The organism is Vogesella perlucida, from assembly GCF_979366545.1.
Map to the genome: position 1 here is coordinate 1 of NZ_CEETRO010000011.1, position 18460 is coordinate 18460.

22 protein-coding genes are annotated in these 18460 nt (G+C 55.0%); 9 read left to right on the plus strand and 13 right to left on the minus strand.

Translation table 11 applies throughout. The features are described 5' to 3' along the window. The 7 genes from ACZ9XP_RS14940 to ACZ9XP_RS14970 form a co-directional block, all read right to left on the minus strand. The coding region (locus tag ACZ9XP_RS14940) for a nickel/cobalt efflux transporter (protein WP_465188695.1) at positions 1–834 on the minus strand (834 nt) is incomplete at its 3' end. 13 nt (positions 835–847) lie between these two features. After that, the gene (locus ACZ9XP_RS14945; RefSeq protein ID WP_147683135.1) at positions 848–1117 is read right to left on the minus strand and encodes a metal-sensing transcriptional repressor; all 270 of its coding nucleotides are present in this window, start codon (positions 1115–1117) and stop codon (positions 848–850) included. 208 nt (positions 1118–1325) lie between these two features. Further along, positions 1326–1817 carry a c-type cytochrome gene (locus ACZ9XP_RS14950; RefSeq protein WP_465188696.1) on the minus strand — a complete coding sequence of 164 codons (492 nt, stop codon included), beginning with the start codon at positions 1815–1817 and terminating at the stop codon, positions 1326–1328. A 57-nt stretch (positions 1818–1874) separates the two neighbouring features. Beyond that, positions 1875–2120, minus strand: a complete 246-nt coding sequence (locus tag ACZ9XP_RS14955) for a copper-binding protein (protein ID WP_465188697.1) — start codon at positions 2118–2120, stop codon at positions 1875–1877. A gap of 155 nt (positions 2121–2275) precedes the next feature. Further along, complete coding sequence (locus tag ACZ9XP_RS14960) at positions 2276–2752, minus strand: cupredoxin domain-containing protein (RefSeq protein ID WP_438696950.1); 477 nt, start codon at positions 2750–2752, stop codon at positions 2276–2278. Between the two features lie 23 nt (positions 2753–2775). Then, on the minus strand, positions 2776–4164 hold the full coding sequence (locus ACZ9XP_RS14965; protein ID WP_465188698.1) for a multicopper oxidase family protein: 1389 nt from the start codon (positions 4162–4164) through the stop codon (positions 2776–2778). An 11-nt stretch (positions 4165–4175) separates the two neighbouring features. Beyond that, complete coding sequence (locus ACZ9XP_RS14970; protein WP_465188699.1) at positions 4176–5258, minus strand: hypothetical protein; 1083 nt, start codon at positions 5256–5258, stop codon at positions 4176–4178. Between the two features lie 187 nt (positions 5259–5445). Here ACZ9XP_RS14970 and ACZ9XP_RS14975 point away from each other — a divergent pair, with 187 nt between their 5' ends. Both ACZ9XP_RS14975 and ACZ9XP_RS14980 read left to right on the plus strand, forming a co-directional pair. Next, the gene (locus ACZ9XP_RS14975; RefSeq protein WP_227302543.1) at positions 5446–6132 is read left to right on the plus strand and encodes a heavy metal response regulator transcription factor; all 687 of its coding nucleotides are present in this window, start codon (positions 5446–5448) and stop codon (positions 6130–6132) included. Further along, positions 6129–7496, plus strand: a complete 1368-nt coding sequence (locus ACZ9XP_RS14980; RefSeq protein WP_465188700.1) for a heavy metal sensor histidine kinase — start codon at positions 6129–6131, stop codon at positions 7494–7496. The genes ACZ9XP_RS14975 and ACZ9XP_RS14980 overlap by 4 nt, the downstream gene beginning before the upstream one ends. Before the next feature lie 107 nt (positions 7497–7603). Here the strand turns inward: ACZ9XP_RS14980 and ACZ9XP_RS14985 are convergent, their stop codons facing one another. Beyond that, positions 7604–9916 carry a TonB-dependent receptor gene (locus tag ACZ9XP_RS14985; protein WP_465188701.1) on the minus strand — a complete coding sequence of 771 codons (2313 nt, stop codon included), beginning with the start codon at positions 9914–9916 and terminating at the stop codon, positions 7604–7606. A gap of 236 nt (positions 9917–10152) precedes the next feature. Continuing rightward, complete coding sequence (locus ACZ9XP_RS14990; RefSeq protein WP_465188702.1) at positions 10153–11046, minus strand: LysR family transcriptional regulator; 894 nt, start codon at positions 11044–11046, stop codon at positions 10153–10155. Between the two features lie 97 nt (positions 11047–11143). Between ACZ9XP_RS14990 and ACZ9XP_RS14995 the strand changes: the two genes are divergently transcribed. From ACZ9XP_RS14995 to ACZ9XP_RS15020, 6 genes are all read left to right on the plus strand, one after another. Further along, on the plus strand, positions 11144–11764 hold the full coding sequence (locus ACZ9XP_RS14995) for an NADPH-dependent F420 reductase (protein ID WP_465188703.1): 621 nt from the start codon (positions 11144–11146) through the stop codon (positions 11762–11764). Beyond that, positions 11761–12780: an alpha/beta fold hydrolase gene (locus ACZ9XP_RS15000; RefSeq protein ID WP_465188704.1), complete on the plus strand. Its 1020-nt coding sequence runs from the start codon at positions 11761–11763 to the stop codon at positions 12778–12780. The genes ACZ9XP_RS14995 and ACZ9XP_RS15000 overlap by 4 nt, the downstream gene beginning before the upstream one ends. A gap of 61 nt (positions 12781–12841) precedes the next feature. Then, entirely contained in the window at positions 12842–13024 is a 183-nt protein-coding gene (locus ACZ9XP_RS15005) for a tautomerase family protein (RefSeq protein WP_465188705.1), read from the plus strand. Between the two features lie 87 nt (positions 13025–13111). Then, positions 13112–13399: a putative quinol monooxygenase gene (locus tag ACZ9XP_RS15010; protein WP_465188706.1), complete on the plus strand. Its 288-nt coding sequence runs from the start codon at positions 13112–13114 to the stop codon at positions 13397–13399. Positions 13400–13508: 109 nt separating this feature from the next. Continuing rightward, a complete protein-coding gene (locus ACZ9XP_RS15015) occupies positions 13509–14213 on the plus strand; it encodes an alpha/beta hydrolase (RefSeq protein ID WP_465188707.1) in 705 nt (234 codons plus the stop codon). A gap of 105 nt (positions 14214–14318) precedes the next feature. Then, positions 14319–14705 carry a hypothetical protein gene (locus tag ACZ9XP_RS15020; protein WP_465188708.1) on the plus strand — a complete coding sequence of 129 codons (387 nt, stop codon included), beginning with the start codon at positions 14319–14321 and terminating at the stop codon, positions 14703–14705. Positions 14706–14788: 83 nt separating this feature from the next. Here the strand turns inward: ACZ9XP_RS15020 and ACZ9XP_RS15025 are convergent, their stop codons facing one another. The 4 genes from ACZ9XP_RS15025 to ACZ9XP_RS15040 form a co-directional block, all read right to left on the minus strand. Next, positions 14789–15298: a YagK/YfjJ domain-containing protein gene (locus ACZ9XP_RS15025; protein ID WP_465188709.1), complete on the minus strand. Its 510-nt coding sequence runs from the start codon at positions 15296–15298 to the stop codon at positions 14789–14791. An 81-nt stretch (positions 15299–15379) separates the two neighbouring features. Continuing rightward, on the minus strand, positions 15380–16027 hold the full coding sequence (locus ACZ9XP_RS15030) for an inovirus Gp2 family protein (protein ID WP_465188710.1): 648 nt from the start codon (positions 16025–16027) through the stop codon (positions 15380–15382). 237 nt (positions 16028–16264) lie between these two features. Next, positions 16265–16471 (minus strand): hypothetical protein, encoded by a 207-nt coding sequence (locus ACZ9XP_RS15035; RefSeq protein WP_465188711.1) that lies wholly within the window; start codon positions 16469–16471, stop codon positions 16265–16267. Positions 16472–17012: 541 nt separating this feature from the next. Further along, entirely contained in the window at positions 17013–17246 is a 234-nt protein-coding gene (locus ACZ9XP_RS15040; protein ID WP_465188712.1) for a helix-turn-helix transcriptional regulator, read from the minus strand. A 223-nt stretch (positions 17247–17469) separates the two neighbouring features. On the opposite strand from ACZ9XP_RS15040, the gene ACZ9XP_RS15045 reads away from it, so the two are divergent. Next, the gene (locus tag ACZ9XP_RS15045) at positions 17470–18345 is read left to right on the plus strand and encodes a hypothetical protein (protein ID WP_465188713.1); all 876 of its coding nucleotides are present in this window, start codon (positions 17470–17472) and stop codon (positions 18343–18345) included. Positions 18346–18460 lie beyond the last annotated feature (115 nt).

The following is an 18460-nucleotide window of genomic DNA, read 5'->3' on the forward strand; positions in this document are numbered from 1 at the left end:
CGTTAGGCCAAACATGACAATCTGGCCGGTGGTCACCTCCCGGCCTGCAAAGCGGCGACGGATATCGTTTGCATGGGCTAATTCGTGCGGGTCTTGGTAACCGTCTGCCGATATGCTCAGGCCATCCAAGTCATTTACAGCGTGATCGTGGCCATGTTCGACGTATTGCACTTCGTAATCGTGGCTATGCTGCCCATGCCCCAGGCTCAGACGTGCCACGAATTCGTGCGGCTCGGGAATGAGCTGCTCGGACTCCACAAAGCCATCTCGCTGCACAAAAGTAAAAGCCTGGCGCTGCCCATCGGGGCGCAGGGTTTCCACGCGGATATGCTCAGCCGCCCAGACATGGCCGCATGGGCTTCCGTGGTACAAGCGAAAACGAGGTGGCACGCCGTCTTCGAATACTTGCAGCCTGACCTTGCCGTGGCCGGTATCAATGGTCTGGCTTTCATCATGGTCATGGTCGTGATGATGGTCATGGTCGTGCGCGCATTGCTGGTTATACCAGGTGCGCCAGATCATCCAGGCGGCTACACCAACAATAATCACGGCAGATGCCAGCTGAAAATAGGCTTCGGTCTTGCCCGGGTCCCAGTTCTGGCCAAAGTACAGGCCAGTCATGGCCACAGCCCACACCACGGCGGTGTGCGACAGGGTAGCCGACAAGCCTAGCAACACCGCCTGCCCCAGCGTGCCGCGTATGGCCACAATAAAGGCAGCCATCATGGTCTTGGAATGACCCGGCTCCAGGCCGTGCAACGCCCCCAGCAGGATGGCGCTAGGGATAAATAGCCAAGCATTACCCTGCTGCAGGAGGGTAGCAAACTCAGTCATGGCAGGTAGCGCCTCAGAGGTATTTGGTGATGGCTTTGAATTCGCGCAAGGTATCGTCGGCAGTCTGCGCGCCTTCGCGCACAGCGTGTTCTAGACAGTGCTCGATATGGTCGTGAACAAGCGTCTTTTTGGCATTAGTCACGGCGCTTTCTACGGCTTGTAGCTGCTGGGCGATCTCCAGGCAGCTGCGCCCCTCTTCGAGCATAGTGACGATGCTCCTGAGGTGGCCTTCGGCACGCTTGAGCCGCTTGATAATGTCGGGATGGGAAGTATGTGTGCTCATGGCTCAGCATCCTACCTGGGGGGATGTACGCAAGCAAGTAGCGACTGGATTTAATAAAAAGCAGTGGCTAGCACAGAGAGGTGATGGGCTGTTCGAGCAAAAAGAAATGCCACACCAAAAGCAATAGCCATCATGGCACTCTCTAATCAGCAACCTGATGGCAATCGGACACCAAACTAAAGCCTCGCTAAAGGCTATGGCAATACCCTCACTTTACCTGTGCGCGTTGATTTACCTGATCGTGCAGCTTGCGCGTTTCTTCTGGCCACTGGCTTTTTATCCAGGACAGCACCGCGATGATGTCGCTATCACTGAGCTTGCCTTCGTATGCTGGCATGGCGGACTGGTAGCCCGGCATATTGGCCACCTTGGCAACGCCGTACTTGGTCAGCGCAAACAGCATCTCGTCAGGGTGGTGCCAGGTATGGCCGCTTTCATCGTGTGGCGGCGCTGGCAACATGCCTTGAGCGTTACGCTCACGCCAATTCGCCTGCCCTTCACGCTCGCTGCCGTGACAACTGGCGCAGTTTTCTAGGTACACCTGATGGCCACGTGTCACCAGTGCCGCATCATCCGGGCGTAGTGCAAACGGTTGTGTCACCGGGCCGCGATCGGTCGTCAAATAAACGGCAACCCCTGTAGCCACCAGCCCGAGCAACACGATGAAGGCTATTTTCTGTTTAGACGTCAGCAACGACATGATTGAGTCGACATCCTGAAAGGTGAAAAAGGCCGTGGTGACACGGCCGCACGGGTATCAGTTGGCTGGCTGGATGTCGGTAACCATCATCTTGCCGTCCTCATGACTGACCATGAAGCGGATTTTGTCCCCCACCTTGATCTTATCCAGCAATGCCCTGTCTTTGGCGGTGAACACCATGGTCATGCCTGGCATGTCCATGTGTGCAATCGGGCCATGCTTGATGGTGATTTTGCCGGCAGCCAGATCCAGTTTGCGGACTTCACCGTCAGCCATCATGTTCATGTGATTGCTAGCGCTCATGTGGCTGCCTGCCATAGTGTGCTGGGTAGCTTGAACGACAGGGCTGAAAGCAGCCAAGCCCAAAGCGGTGGCGAAAAACACGGTACGAATGGTCATGGTTTCATACTCCTCAAACATCAATACGCCGGGCAGGCTTTCTGCTCGCCCGCATGGTTTTACTTCTTGTCTACTTTGACCAAGCCTTTCATGCCGGCATCGTAGTGCCCGGGGTGCAGGCAGGCAAAGCGAACCGTACCTGCCTTGGTGAACTGCCAGATCACCTCGCCTTTGGCACCGGGTGCGAGCGACACCTTGCTGGGCTCGTCGTGCTCCATGTCCGGAAATTTCTTCATTTGCTCGTAGTGCTCAAGCAGCTCTTTTTCTGTCCCCAGACTGAACTCGTGCTTTACCTTGCCCAGGTTTTGCACAACGAAACGGACAGTCTCGCCTTGCTTCACACGAATCAACGGCGCTGAAAAGCGCATGTTGTCAGACATGTCCATCTGGATGGTGCGAGTGACATTGGCAGCCTTACCCGGCAAACCAATGGCAGATTCGTCATGGCTGCCTGCATGACTGCCGGCAGCCCAAGCTGGAGCAATCCCAACGCTAGCCAGCAAGGCAATGGCGATCAATTGGCGGGTGGTTTTCATGTGGTCTATTCCTGATGGTGTGGTTAATGGTGACCGGGCGTCGTCCCCGGTTTTTTGGCTTTTACCGTAGCAGCGGCTGGGTTGGCCGCAGCGGGCTGACGTGAGGCAGCGGGCAGTTCCCCCCGGTATTCGTACGCCACCGTACCCGCAGGGTGCTGAAACCAGCCCGGGTCTTTGTAGCTGCCGGCAGGCTGGTCTTTGCGCACCTTCAGCACGCTGAACATGCCCCCCATCTCCAGCGAGCCAAACGGGCCTTGCCCGGTCATCATGGGCGCGGTGTTATCGGGAATCGGCATTTCCATCTCCCCCATATCCGCCATGCCACGCTCACCCATCAGCATGTAATCCGGTGCTACTTGCTGGATCTTGCCTACCAGGCCCCGGTGATCCACACCAATCATGTTTGGTACGTCATGCCCCATGGCGTTCATGGTGTGGTGGCTTTTGTGGCAATGGATGGCCCAATCGCCTTCCTCATCCGCAATGAACTCCAGTTGGCGCATCTGGCCGACGGCAATATCAGTGGTGACTTCGTACCAGCGGGTGGATTTGGGTGTTGGCCCACCATCGGTGCCGGTCACCAGGAACTCGTGGCCATGCAGGTGGATCGGGTGGTTGGTCATGGTCAGGTTGCCCACCCGGATGCGCACCTTGTCGTTCAGGCGCACATTCAGCGAATCGATACCCGGGAAGATGCGGCTGTTCCACGCCCAGATATTGAAATCGGTCATGGTATTGACCTTGGGCGTCTTACTGCCGGGCTCTACATCAAAGGCATTAAGCAGGAAGCAGAAGTCGCGGTCGACCTCATCGATCAGCGGGTGCTTGCCTTTGGGGTGGGTGACCCAGAAACCATGCATGCCCATGGCCATCTGCACCATTTCATCGGCATGCGGGTGGTACATGAATGTCCCCGGGCGCCGTGCTTCGAACTCGTAAACAAAGGTTTTACCGGGCTTGATGCTGCGCTGGGTCAGCCCGGACACCCCGTCCATGCCGTTAGGCAGGCGCTGGCCATGCCAGTGCACGCTGGTATGCTCCGGCAACTTGTTGGTGACGAAGATACGTACGCGGTCACCTTCGACAACCTCAATGGTCGGCCCCGGGCTCTGCCCGTTGTAGCCCCACAGCTGGGCAGTAAAGCCGGGGGCCATTTCGCGTTCTACCGGCTCGGCGACCAGGTGAAACTCCTTGACGCCATTGTTCATTCGCCAGGGTAGCGTCCAGCCATTAAGGGTTACCACCGGGTTGTACGGGCGGCCGGTATCGGGAATCAGTGGTGGCGCGGTTTCTACCGAGGTCTGAATGACGGGCTCCGGTAACGCAGCCAGTGCCGAACGGGCGACAGTAGCACCAACGACGGCGGTGGCAGCGCCCGCAAAAAATTGGCGGCGGGATTGATCAATACTCATGCCTTATCCTTTCAATGTCCCGCAGCAGCAGGGCTATCGCCGCTGCCTGCGGCCAACGTTACAAAGCTTTCGGGCTGTCCACCCAGCAGAACCAGTTGCAGGTCTGCCTCTGCCAGCCAGAAGTCGCGAATGGCGTTGATGGCCCGGACCCTTGCTTCCACCAAGGCTCGCGCCTCGTCCAGCAATTCCCAGGTATTCATCAGCATGCCGTTGTAACGCAGCACCGTTTCGTCATACACAAACTGCTTCAATGTCTGTATCTGCTGCTGTTTGCTAGCCAGCGCATGGGCGGTACGGTAGGCGCGGTAGGCCATCTCTGCATTGGGAAGCGCGGTGACTTTTTCACGGTGAGGCAGCGTATCTCGCACCTGAGCCAGCCGGCTTTGCATGGCTTGCTCGCTCACTGGGGTAACCGGCAGTTCGGGCAGTGAGGTCGGCAGCTGCAAGCTGGGTGGGGTGGTGCGAGCCCATTGCTGTATTGTCTTGAGTAGCGCCATCTCGTTCTGCGCCACGGCATACTGGTCGCGCTGCCACTGTTGCTGCGCATCAAGATGAATCAGCTGCCGCTGCGCCGCCTGTAGCTGGCTCCAGTTACCGGTTTTCGCCATACGCTCACCCAGCTCGGATGCGGCTTCGGCGGCCTTCAGGATTTGATGCTGATACGGCTGCGCTTGTGTAGCGGCAACAGCGGCGAGCAGAACCTTGCGCGAACTATGAGCAATCTCGATCAGTTCTGCGGCGTCTTCCACTCGGCGCAACTGTGTCAGCGACAAGGCCTGCCACTGCCCAGTCGCTAGCAGCTCGGTTTGCTCGGCGCCAAGCTGGTTCAGTGATCTCGCCAGTTCAGGGTGAGCTTGCCAAGCAAGGCGTACTCCCTCGGCGAGTTGCCCAATCTGCAATGGGGCAGCTTTGGTGACAGTCGGCACGGCAGCGACTGCCTGCTGCTGTTCCCATTTCAAAACATCTGCATGCCCACGCGGGAATTCGGCCACGTGCCGGTTAGCTTGCCGCCACTCGCTTTCCGGGGCTTGCTGTGCCTGCGCCAGGCTGGCCAGCAGTGGCAGGATGGCCAGCCATGTTGTGTGTTTATTCATACTCCACTCTCCTTTTCTGCCACCGCCCAAACCTTGCGTCGCGTTGGCAGAAAATCAGGTCCGTATTCAGTACGCCTAGTCTGGCCGACGGCAGCCAACAACAAACTGACAGTCAGATTACAAATCTGTCATCTGGCGCATTCCATCGCGGGAAATGGCAAACTGTCGGCTTGATACGGGAATGGCGATGAAAATTCTGATTGTCGAAGACGAACTCAAGACCGGGGAGTATTTGCGCCAGGGGCTACGCGAGGCCGGCTTTACGGTGGATCTGGCACAAGACGGGCAAGAAGGGTTTTACCTTGCCTTGGAGGGGATGTATGACCTGCTGATTCTGGACGTGATGCTGCCTACCATGGATGGTTGGCAAGTGCTGACCCAGTTGCGGCTGCGGCATAAAACCATGCCCACCCTCTTCCTGACTGCACGCGACCAGGTAGAGGACCGAGTCAAGGGCCTGGAGCTGGGCGCAGACGATTACCTGGTCAAACCCTTTTCGTTCGCAGAGTTGCTGGCCAGGGTACGCACCATCTTGCGCCGTGGTCGCAGTCCGCAAGATACGACAACGTTGCAGATTGCCGGGCTGGAGCTGGACCTGCTACGGCGACGGGTCTGTCGCGAAGGCAAGCGGATTACGTTGACTGCCAAAGAGTTCGGCTTGCTGGAGCTGCTCATGCGCCGCCAAGGGGAGGTCCTGCCGCGCAGCCTGATCGCTTCCCAGGTGTGGGACATGAATTTCGATAGCGATACGAATGTCATCGATGTGGCCGTGCGCCGGTTGCGGGTAAAAATTGACGATGGCTTCGAACCCAAACTCATTCATACCGTACGCGGCATGGGTTACGTACTGGAAGTACCGGAGACGGATGCATGACGTACCGTCTGTCACTCACGGCCAGACTGACATTGCTGTACGCGCTGGTCTCCGTTCTGTTACTGGCAGGCCTGGGCGTGCTGGTCGGCGTGATGGTGAATCGCCACTTCGATGAGCAAGATGCAGATGACCTGCGCGACAAGATTGGCCTGATTCAGGAAGTCATGCGCACCACGGCCAACCTTGGCGCTTTGGCTACCCGGCTCGATGACGTGGTACATAACCACCGCGACCTTTACGTGCAATTACAGCGTCTGGGCTACCCGGTGTACACCTCCCCCGTGCCCGCGGGATTTTACTTTCCCGATACCCGGCCCAGCACCAACCAGAGCATGCAGAGCTGGCAGCACAAGGGCGCCAACTACCATGGCCTGTGCGGTACAGGGCAACTGGCCGACCAGCAACGGACCGAGCTGACCATCTGCGCCGTGATTGACACCAAAAGGCATGAGCACTTCATGCATACCGTCGGCCACTCACTGCTGGGATACATCGTTTTCTCGGCGTTATTGGGCGGTTTGCTGGCCTGGTGGGTGGCGCACAATGGTCTGGCCCCGCTGCGTGACATGAAAGCCAAAGCGCAGCAAATCACCGGGCAACATCTGGACGCACAAATGCCGGTTGACTCGGTGCCTCCAGAAATGGCCGATTTGGCGCACACCCTCAATGCCATGTTGCGCCGGCTGCAGAACGACTTCCACAAACTGTCTGAATTTTCTTCCGATCTGGCGCATGAGCTGCGCACGCCCATCAGCAATCTGCTGACCGAAACCCAGGTCGCCATCGCACAACCGCGTAGCGCGGAAGCGTACCGGGAAATACTGGCATCCAATGCAGAAGAGTTTCAGCGCCTTGCCCGCACCGTGTCTGACATGCTCTTTCTGGCGAAAGCCGAGCATGGGCTGGTTTTGCCTAGCCGCGAGACGATTGTCATCGAGGATGAAGTCGCGGCACTGTTCGAGTTTTACGACGCGCTAGCAGAAGAAAAAGACATCCGCTTGCAGCAAACGGGTCACAGTCAGTTGCAAGGTGACCGTCTGATGCTGAGACGGGCACTCAGCAACCTGCTGTCCAACGCACTGCGCCACGCCTATCCCGGCAGTGTCGTCAGCATCGTCATGGCAGAAGACGCTACCGGCTGGACCCTCCAGGTACGCAACGAAGGGGACGCCATACCCGCAGCGGTCATCCCCCGATTGTTTGACAGGTTCTACCGCGCAGACCCTGCACGCGTCGCGGGGGAGTCCGATGGCGCAGGCTTGGGCTTGGCCATTACCCGGTCGATTGTCGAGCTGCACGGTGGGCACATTACCGTCGACTCAGCCACGGGTGTGAATTGCTTTACCTTGCGGTTTCCTTGCTGATCGCTTGCCTGCTGACGCAACCAACAAAAACAGCCCCAGCTCGCAGGTGAAGCTGGGGCTGTTTTGCCGCTGGATAAGCGGTTCAGGCGCAATGGCCTAGTGATTTCTTAGTACGTGAAGTTGGCCGTTAATGTTGCAGAGCGGCCCGGTGCGATATTGGCGTAATGCGGAGAAGAAACCGCGTTGTAGTAAACCTCATCGGTCAGGTTCTGGATGTTCAGCTGCAGTGTAGTGTGCTTGTTCACCACGTAGCTGGCCATCGCGTCGTAACGCCAGTAAGACGGCACCCACTTGGTGTTGTTTACGTTGGCATACACCTTGGAAACATAGTTTGCCCCCGCACCGATGGTGACCCCCGGGGCAAGCTGGTAGGTATTCCACAGGCTGAAGCTATCTTCCGGTGTGGTCGGGAATTGATTACCGTTGTACGGCGATGCCACATACACCGGCGCTGCCGTCGTGCCGACATTCACATACCCGTTATCCACCACGCGGGCATCCAGATGGGTGTAACCGGCAAACACTTGCCAGTTGCGCGTCAGGTTACCGCTGGCCGACAGTTCATAGCCTTTGACACGCTTGCGGCCAACGTTCTTGCTGGTGCCATCTGCAGATGTCACGCGCGCATTTTTCATGTCAGTATCGAATACGGCCGCGGCCACTTGCAGGGTACGGTCGAACAGCTCCCATTTCACGCCCAGCTCGATGTTGCGGCTTTCTTGCGGGTCCAGGTTCTGTACTGCCGTGGTCAAGCCATCCAGGCCATCGCCACCATCATTGCCAGGCGGGGTGCTGGCGGTACCATACGACGCGTACACGCTACCTTGCGGAGCGGGCTTGTACACCACGCCGGCTTGGTAGTTCCAGAAGCTGCTGTGGTTCCGGGCCGACACTGCTGCGGTGGTTGTGCTACCGGAAACATAAGCAGGGGTATGCAGCTTGGACGTGTAGTCATCAAAGCGCAGACCACCGTTGACCGACCAACGCTCGCTCAGCTCGGCGGTGTCGAAACCGTACAAGGACTTGGTATCGGTCACCACATTGGTTCTAGCCGGTGAAATGCTGCGGGTGTAAACCCAGGGGTCGTTGTAATTGGGGTTGCTCAGGGAGGTGCAGTTGTAACCTGTCGCCGCACCCGCGGTGGCGCAAGTGGTGTTACCGGTAAGCAGGTTGTTTGTCCCCGGAGAGAAGACGTAGCTGCCACGATTGGTTTCCTCGCGGCTCAGCTCCAGGCCCAGCACATAGCTGTGCTTGATACCACCCAGCTCAAATTTGCCATCGATGCTGGTCTGGTTGGTGGCGGTTTCGGTCTCGGTAAAGCGGCTATTAGCACGACGCCAGACATTGCCGTACAGCACTACGTTGCCCTTGCTGTCATCGGGCTGGGTCCAGACATAGTCGTTACTGGTCTTGCCGTAGCGCGCCACGTTGCGCAGTGTCATGCCACTGCCGAAAGTGTGCTTGACGTCTAGCGTGGCGATGTCGGCTTCGGTCTTGTGAAAGTCACGGTTAACCAAGCCGTAGTAAGTATTACGGTCAACGCTGACCGGCTGGCCGTCACCGTTCTTGGCAACGTTGCTGCCCGAGCTGAAGGGGTTGTTAAACGGGATGCCACTATCCGGCAAGTCATCGGATTGCATGTGGTAGTAGCTGAGCAATACCGTGGTATCCGTGCCCAGGCCAAAACCGATACTGGGTGCAATCCCCCAGCGGCTCATATTGACAGCATCACGCCCTGCCACATCGGAGGCATAAGCCATCGCGTTCACGCGAATAGCGGTGGTGTCATCCAGTGTACGGTTGATATCCAGCGTGCCGCGTTTGTAATCATCGGTGCCAACACCCAGCGAACCACGGGTGAACTCTTCCAGCTTGGGTGCTTTGCTGATGAGATTGACGCTACCACCCGCAGAGCCGCGCCCACCGTAGGCAGAGCTCGGACCCTTGTTGACTTCCACTTGCTCCAGGTTGAACACTTCACGCGATTGGGAGCCCGTATCGCGGACACCATCGATGAAGGTATCACTCTGCGACATGAAGCCGCGGATGTAGATATTGTCGCCAATCGGGTTACCGCCTTCGCCGGAACCCATGGTGATACCCGGGGTAGCCCGCAAAGCCTCTGCCAGGGTAGCCGCAGCGGTTTGCTGGATAACCTCGGCAGGGATGATGGTGACGGTTTTGGGTGTGTCCAGCAGCGGGGCGGTGAATTTGCTCGAAGCGGATGACTCCGTCTTGTAAGCAGGTTTGACCGGGGTAGCCTCAACCTGCACCGTGGGCAACACGGTTTCAGCCGCATTTTCAACAGCGGCATCCGCTGCCGACGCGGCAGCAGGCAAAGTCAGCATCAGTGCGGATAACAACGCAGTACGGTGGGCCTGAGCAGGCACATCGTGCTTCCGGCTGCTAATGAAAGCCATCTTAACGTTCCTTATTATTGATGGGTGCTAGATTTGGCTGGCTTGCTACACGGAACCGATAGGCTGCTGGCAACTGGCTGGCTATAACGCATCAATAATAATTTGCATTAACTTTTAGTAAATAGACCTTAACAATTATTGACAATCAAACGAAATTTTTAACAACTTCTAAAAATATAGCGATAACAATCAAGCGCACTTTGTTATTAACCAAACGCTCTGCATCGCAGCTCAAGTCACGCCTCACGGTCTCCAAATGTTTGCAGGGCAAAGTCAATGAAGCTACGCAGCTTGGGGGTCATGCGGCGGTCTGCTGGGTAGAGCAAATGAAATGGCCTGCCTGGCGGCGTGTATTGAGGCAGCAGCTGTACCAGTTGGCCACGCGCCAGCGCGTCGGATACTAGCTCTACGGGCTGCAGCATAATGCCGAAACCAGCCAGCGCCAGCGGTAGCAAGGCTTCGCCGGTATCCACCAGGTAGCGCCCGTTGATGGGTACCGTGATGCGCCCCTCTGGCCCATCGAAGGTCCATTGATCGCGCAGTTCCTTGATTGCGTAGCGTAGGCACTCGTGCTGGCTCAGGTCACTGGGGTGGGTAATAGGCGGGTGGCTGGCCAAGTAGGCAGGTGCAGCGCAGAGCAGCAGCCGGTAGGGCGCCAGTGGCCGTGCAATCATGCTGCTGTCGGCTAGCGCCCCCACGCGAAACACTACGTCCGCCCCCGCTTCGATAATGTCCACGTAACTGTTGACCAGCGACATCTCGACCGACACCTCGGGGTAGGCCGACATATAGCGCTGCAGCTGCGGGGCCAGGGCACCCACACCAAAAGTCATGGGGGCGTTGATGCGCAGCTTGCCGCGCGGCACGGCGCGGGTTTCCTCGGCCAGGCTTTCCGCTTCTGCTACGTCCGCCAGGATATCTTTTACGCGCTCATAGTAGCGCTCGCCAAATTCAGTAAGATGTTGCCGCCGCGTGGTGCGGTTCAGCAGGCGTACACCCAGGTGCTGCTCCAGCACCTGGACATGCTTGCCCACCAGTTGTGGTGACATCTCCAGCATGTCTGCTGCTGCTGAGAACGACCCGGTTTCCACGGCTTTTACAAACACAGCCATGCTTTGCAAACGGTCCATTAGAAACATCCAGTTTTTAGTCTAGGCTATTTTAGCCAATTTATCCCGCATGGTTGCTAGTCATATAGTGCGCTTGTGTTGAAACAAGGAGCAGATGATGAAAGTAGCCATTATTGGTCACGGCAATATGGGAAGCGGCCTGGCAGCCGCACTGGTGTCCGCAGGTCACACTGTCTGGTTAGCAGGGCGAGACCAGGACAAAGCCGACGCGGCGGCTGCCACTACGGGCGCCATGGCCAGTAGCTTGGTGGATGCTGCACGGCAAGCAGAGGTAATTTTCCTGGCTCTACCTTTTGCCGCAATGGCAGAGGCGCTAGCTGTAGCTGGCAACCTGACCGACAAGGTAGTGGTAGATATCTGCAACCCGATCAGCGCAGATTTCAAGCAGCTGGTCATCGGACACACCACCTCTGCAGGTGAACAGGTACAGCGCTGGGCGCCCGCTGCGCGTGTGGTGAAAGCGTTCAATACCATCTTTGCACCTTTGCTTCCCCCGGCCGCACGGGCCGATAAAACTCTGCAAGTTTTCATGGCTTCGGATGACAGCACGGCAAAATCGGTGGTGGCCAGTTTGGTGCAATCTATCGGTTTCGAAGCGGTAGATGCAGGCGGCTTGGAAAACTGCCGTTTACTGGAGCCGGTAGGCCTGATGAATATCCAGTTTGGTTACTTTCTGGGTCAGGGGCCAGCAGTGGCACCGGGCTGGGTGAAAGTATGAGCCAGGCAGTAAGCAGCGCACATCATGCACTGCAGCGCCTTATGGCGGTAATGCTCTTGGGCAGTGCGGCGAGCTTGGCGCTGGCAGCACCCGCGCTGTCGGTATTGGGAAAAGATTTTGTCTTTCCCCAGCCACAAGCAGGTCTGCCTGCCCGGCTGTCGGACTTTCCCGGCCTGCAGATAAATCAGTTCCAGACAAATGACGGCGTTACCTTGCGTTATTGGGAAGCAGGCAGCGGCAAACCACTGGTCTTTATTCCCGGCTGGTCGGCCAGCGGTGCCGAGTACATCAACGTGCTGTATCTGCTGAGCAAGCAGTACCACGTATACGTACTGGACCCGCGCAACCAGGGCTTATCGCAGCAGGTGGACTACGGTGGGCGTATCAGTCGCTTTGCTGCCGACCTGAAAGCGTTTGTCCATCACCTCAAGCTTCAGCAAGCCGACTACTGCGGCTGGTCTATGGGAGCTGCGGTGCTGTGGAGCTATGTCGATCTGTTTGGCACCGAAGGCATTCGCAAGTTGGTATTTGTTGACCAGCCACCATCAATCTATACCCACGCCGACTGGAGCGAGCAGGAGCGGCTAGACGCTGGGGGTATGACCACTTCCCCGGAGCGCATGGTGGCCGCGTTCACTCGTGGCGATACGGCCAACCAGCAAGTGGTTGACATGAAAGTAGTCGAGCGAGCGCTGGCAACAGACTCACCCTACTACGTCAATAGCAGTGCCTTTGCCAGAGCGGTAGCTGCGGCAGTGCCGCAGTACAGCGCCAAAGTGCTGTTTGACCACGCCACCAACGACTGGCGCGACGTGCTGCGCCACAAGATCACCGTGCCCACCGCCATTTTCAGTGGTGAGTACAGCAGCAATCTACCAAGCCAGCGCTGGATGGCGTCCGTCATCCCGGATGCCACGCTGTATACCTACAGCCGTGTCGAGCAGGGTGATCATTTCTTGATGTTCAAGAACCCGTTTCGTTTTACCCAGGACTTGCACGCCTTTTTGGCGCGCTGAGTGCTATTCACTATCCCGGCCGCAGCGTGCGGCCAACCTGTCGCTATGTAAGGAGCAATAAATGCCTGTAGTACGTGTCAGCTGGTTCGAAGGCAAAGAGACCGAAACTAAACAAACCGTGGCTGCCGATATCACGGACAGCATCGTCCGCCACACCGGTACGGATGCCAAATACATCTATGTGATTTTTGAAGACGTGGCACCGTCGGACTGGGCCGGAGAGGGCAAGCTATTCGGTAGCTAAACCAGGGTGGTCAGCGTGTAGGTATGCTTTGTCGATACATCAGCACGCTGACCTCTGTCTTGCCAGATCATCACGCAAGGAATGAGCATGTCTACCACCATACTGGCCACTGTTACTGCCAAACCGACAGCGACTGCAAACGTGGCTGCAGCCCTGCAAGCCATGATCGCACCGTCGCGCAGCGAACCGGGTTGCCTGCAGTATGCGCTGTTTGCATCGCGCGACATCCCAGGCACCTTTTATCTGCTGGAGCGGTATGCTGACGATGCCGCACTAGCAGCACATCAAGCATCGCCGCATTTCTCTGCGCTGGTAGCCGATTTGGCAGACCAGCTAGCCTGCCAGATTCATATCGAAAAGATACAGTGCTTGTGAACAAGCATGCGTGCAATCATGCAGATGACGAAACTTAGTGCGTAAGCACACTACCGGCGTGCTGCCTAGTGGTAACACCCTAGGCTATATGCGCCAGACTGGGGACACTATGCCGTACCACGCTCTACACCTCAGCCCTTTGCAGCAAAAATCCGGTTTGCCTTTATCGTATCGCGTACGCGAACCTGCCCCCACTACCCCCAGCGCATGTGTCGTGCTATTGCACGGCGTTGGCGGTAACGCCAGCAACTTGGCAGATCTTGCTGCAGCCATCGACCCATCCGTACTGGTGGTACTACCACAAGGCCCCATTCAGTTAGGCGCAGAACAATACGCCTGGTTTCGCGTTGCCTTCTCGCAAAGCGGGCCGCGTCTTGACCCCGCCGAAGCAGACAGCGCACGCGTCCTGCTGCTGGACTTTATTGCCGGATTGCAGACTGCCTATGGGCTGGGTGGTAGGCAGGTCGTGATAGCCGGCTTCAGCCAGGGTGGCATCATGAGTGCTAGCGTTGCCTTGAGCGAACCAGAGCAGGTTTGTGGCTTTGGCATTCTATCCGGGCGCATTTTGCCAGAGCTGGCACCGTACTTGGCCAGCCGAGAACGCTTAGACAAGCTGCAGGCATTTGTCAGCCATGGTGATGACGATGCGGTGCTCCCAGTGAGCTGGGCGGCGCTATCGGTACAACGTCTGGCCGAGCTGGGAGTGGCTTATGAAAGCCACCGTTACACGGCAGGCCATACCCTGACACCCGCCATGCAAACCGACTTCCTTGCCTGGTTCGATACCGTGCTGGGGCGCCGTTCGACTGACTAAGGATACTGACCATCATGCGCACGGATCTGCACGATAAGCTCAACGAGGTGGCGTGGCGCGCTGACGCTAGCTACGGATCAGCTGCAGCTGACGCGCAGGAACCCCATGGCGCAGTCAGAAGAATATCTTCTGGATATTGGCGTCGCGTCGATTGCCCACCCCTGCTTCAAGCATAAGCCACCAAGTGCGCTAGAGGAGGTAGAAAACAAGCTGGAAACCTGGCACCACCTGGCGGGTCAAGTGCTGCCCTTGTATACGCTAGACAGCCAGATTCTGGATATCGTCAGTTTGGCGGCTATCTCGATGCAAGCAGAAACCGCGCTGAGCCGTGATGTCGTAGAGCACACCTTCGGACGCCTGGTAGCGGTTATTCAGGGGCGGCCAGCGTCAATGGAAGGGCTGCTCATAGACAGGCAGTTTGCTGCCAGATTATTGATCTTGCGCCAGTTCATGCACCACATGAAGTGTGAATCGATCACAATCGAACAGTGATCTTACACATTTTGTTCTTGTGGATTTTGCGGTGGCGCTACTGGATCAAACCTGTGGCGGTGCTGGAGTGGCTAGGCCGAACGCTATCGATAATCCACACGTGGCTGCCCACAAGCAACCAGACCAGTAGCCTGGCTGAACGAGATACCCAGCGTCTTGGCCCAAGCTTGCTTGATAAGCGACATTAAGCCCCTGCCTGTCATGTCCAGTAGACCCAGGCCATTGAATGCTTCGGAGTTCAGGCAAAGCGTCATCTCGAAGGCGGGCTGTTCATCGTCAGCCATGATGCACTGGCATGCATGCCGCACACGGCAATGAAGCGGATGCCCTTCAAGCTTTGACCGGCTGATCATGGCGTGGTCGATGGATCCCTGCAGGCATTCCAGAAAGCGTTCAATCATGTCGTTACTACGGCTGAGGCTAGGTGCCAGGCTGCCCTGCGACAAGTAAAGTTCTAGCGATACCACCATCGCTGTACCGTAGCTTGCTTTGGTCTGTGTGATTGCTTGGCGCTGCGCTGCCAGGTAGTGGTACTGATCTGTGGTAACGATCTGCTGACGGGAAGGGATTGGGTTCGATGTAAGGTGTGCCATGTGATTGCCCTGGTGGGTTGTAGTCACATGGTTAATGAACGCTGTATTTTTTTACTGAAGTGAAGGGGTTGCCCCCTCCCCTTACCTGATGCTGCATCCAAAGTTACGGCTACGATCTCCGTAGCGCTTGCTTGCTACCTTGCAGAGGTAGCTCAGCCGACTGAAGCAAGTACGTCGGGCACGCTCATCGTCACGTGTCAGAATAAATTCGCTATCCCTTGGGTACGAAACCAGCCCCTCATGGTCACCCCGCTCATCGAGCTCTAAGGCACGCACCCAAGCTTCTTTGATCGCTCTGGCAAGGCCGTGCTCTGCCATGTAGCTGCCGACTCGTCGGTAAGCATGTCCATTGAGCAAGATCGCCAGATGATAATGGGGATAGTCAGACGACACCTGCTCCCGAGCCCATAGGTAGCGAACACGGTTATCCTGCACACGCGTGCTAGATCGTCTGCGCTGCTCACTGGCTTCAAGCTTGGCCGTGAATGAGTCGAGGAAACGCCTGATTGTGTTGTTGCTGACGTCTTGGTCGTAGTCGTAGGGAAAGCGAAGATCTAGCCTGAAGACAAAGACTCGGGAATAATCTTCCATCGCCTGGTCAATGACCTGCTCCATGGTTTCCAGATAGTTTGCCACCAGCGGCCTATCGTCACTGGCCAGCACTGGCAGGTTATGGAAGGTGTCTTCGTAGTGCAGACGTAAGTTACGGTTCTCGGGATGACGTGTCATGTGAGTGCTTCTGATGGTTGGTCTCACACGATCACGAACACTGTAAATTTTTACTGAAGCAGACCACACGCTGGTCAATACAGCCATCTGGTGCTGAGCTTATTGCCGCCCTGCTAGGCCCAATAGCAGCGACTGCACAGCCATGACACCCCTACCCCTTACCCGCACAGGCCAATCCACCCAGATGATGGCCTGCTAGCCTGGGAATACCCTTTCCCCTCCCCCACCGTTCACTTTCTATTTCACCTGCTTAACCTGGTAAATGACCCGGATGATAAAGCTGGCATTCATGGCCACCAAAGCCAATGAATGGCAGAGCATGATCGAGCCAAGAGGTATCGTAGGATAATGATCGATACCAGACTGATCTGCTACAGGATGCTCATCAATGGTCAACGCAGATAAACCGCTAAAGGGACTATCGAAGAATACGAGACGAGGCATCAGGCAGTTAATCTTAGCGATACTGCCTGCATGCTGGATCTGCTTAAGGGAAACAATCGGGGAAGATCTAAACGCCCATCAGCCCATGCTCGGTAGCATGGCTGTGTATTGATCCAAGAGTTGACTCTGCCGGTGCACAGCATGATGCATTGCTCTGCGTGACAAACACAGTGCTGATCATAGATCGCTTAGCATCAACTCTGGCTAAGGGTGATGATTGAGATCACCCTGCAGATTATGGATGGATGGATACTTGAGACTGAAGACTTAGGGATGGTTACTTGGGGATAGGTACCTGATAGTAGATATCTGCCAGTAGAGTACCTGACAGTACTTATTTGCTAGATACTATTATACCCTACACAAAATCACAGCCAAAACAGCAAGATTGCCTACATTAGATATATACATTCGAAGCAAAGCACAAAGTGGCTCCATCAGGACTACCAAGTTAAATTATCCAGACAGTGAACCAGAAGGCGCTTACGCCTTCTGGTGTTTGGCTTTGGCAAAACAGTCACCATCCCAGTCTATCGCCGCACTAAGAAGAACAACTCTCCTGGACCTCCTGGCCTCCACATCGCCTAGTAAGGATCCAGTTTTCGACGTCAGCTTGCAGCCAACCTGATGCTCGCGCACCCATCTTGATCTGCTTCGGAAAGGTACCCTCCTTGATGTACTTATAGATGGTAGAGCGTCCCAGTGTAGTCATCTCGATTACTTGGTTGATGCGAAGGATCTTCATGGTGGTCACCTGTGGGTTAGAACACACCATGGGTGACACTGTGTAAATTTTTACAGAGCACGCAAAAGTACAACGAAAAACCAACTCATGTCTGAGAAATTCTGCTCAGGCTGTTCAAGGAAGAAGTAGTCCTAAATAAGGCAGAGTAATGATTTTTTTCTCTAGCAATACTGAACTAGTTCACTATACTAGTTCAGTAAGATAGAAAACTAATCAAACCCCGCGATTACCTATTTGTCATGAAAGATTTTAAATGAAAAATAACTATCAAACTCGCTTATTCAATGCATTTTCCCTATTGGATCTTTACGAAGCAGATACGCCCACTCAAGTTACTAAGCATGTACCTAGACTAGACAACGACTATCTAGCGAGCATACAAGAGGCTTTCAAAAAAGGAGTCAAAGACCCTAAGACACTTCAAGCCATGAGCATTATTTCAAATGCAAGTCAGCGCCTGGCATTAGACTTCATAATCAAACAAGAAAGTGACCATGCCGATTTAGAATTATTCTTAGAATATTACACTGGAGAAATAGCAGAAATATCTATGCATGGCCGAAATAAAAACTTGGGATTCAAGAATATACAAGAAGAACTATGCGCATACTTTGACGTCATGCAAGAATCAGCCACAGACAGATTTAACTTCTCGCTGACAATAAAAGAAACCTGGATTCGCCACATTAAATTCAAGTTAAACTTTGAAAAATGGATTAAATCAAGCATTAATGATGAAAATGATAAACTTGATATGAGTATAAAATTCATAGAGAACAGACGTCATGCACTTGAAATACCACAATCAATACCAAGATTTAAACAAGAAACAAAATTAGACAACATCATAAAGACACTCATGTTTTCACACAGAAATAGAGTTGATATATTAAGAACAATTAAACTTGAGTACGAGAGAAAAATAAACAATATAAGAAAAAACAAAGATAGAAATCAAACAAATATAGAATTAGACAACCTAACATCAACAATGCTAGTTGATTACCTGGTTAAGCATGGCAAAAAGAAGAATGCAGTTATTAGCCAAGCGATCAGAGAGTTCATCCAAAGGGAGGATAGAGAAATTAATACATTACCAAACCCAGAGGACTTGAAATATATTATTTAAAAAATATAAAAAATCACAACCATGATCGCAATTAATTCAACATGTAGAAAAAATATATGCACGCTAACATTAAGACCAAAGAACTAGCCACGCATTGTCAGCGACATTGAGTTCT